General features: G+C 45.9%; 1 protein-coding gene. It reads right to left on the bottom strand.

Annotated elements, in window-relative coordinates; all coding sequences use genetic code 11:
• A partial coding sequence (locus R7Z50_RS28895) for a lipopolysaccharide biosynthesis protein (RefSeq protein WP_411979533.1) occupies positions 1-610 on the bottom strand: 610 nt, incomplete at both ends.

Here is a 610-nt window from a genome sequence, read left to right on the forward strand (position 1 = left end):
AGGAAATAGGGTGCAAATCAAGACAGGAAGTAAAGCTGCGCCAATGTTTGCACGACAAGCCCATCGACTTAAATTTCGCAGTTTATCCAGCTTTCCCTCTTTAAAAAGAGAGGCGAACATTGGGGCAACAACGAAGTTAATGGTAATCAGTACAAAGCCAATCAGTAGCGATGTTCGTTGCGCTGCTGCTAACAACCCTAGCTCCGTGGTAGAAATGAAAAAACCAGCAATAACAATGCTTCCCCATTGGAGGATATTGGTGAAAATGCTGCCAATCCACACTTGCTTCGCAGAGGAGATCAGTTCGATATTTGTTGTCGGGGTCGGCTTTTGATATTGACCAGAGCTAAACCATTTAGTCGTTGAAGCAATACTGACGATCAGACTGGCCAGTAGCAATGCCGCCATTAGGCTGTTGATGTTTTGTAAGTGCAGTGTGCTCAGGCCAATAATGAACAAAACCATGAGCACACTGACGCCGAGTTGAAGCGCGAATAGGGATGGCACCACCATTTTACTTGCTTGTAAAACACGGCTGTTGGTTTGTCCTAATACGAGGAAAGGTACGCACATCAGCGCGAGCGTAATCGCCACTATTGGACTGTTGGTT

This window comes from Vibrio sp. 1249-1, assembly GCF_033340495.1.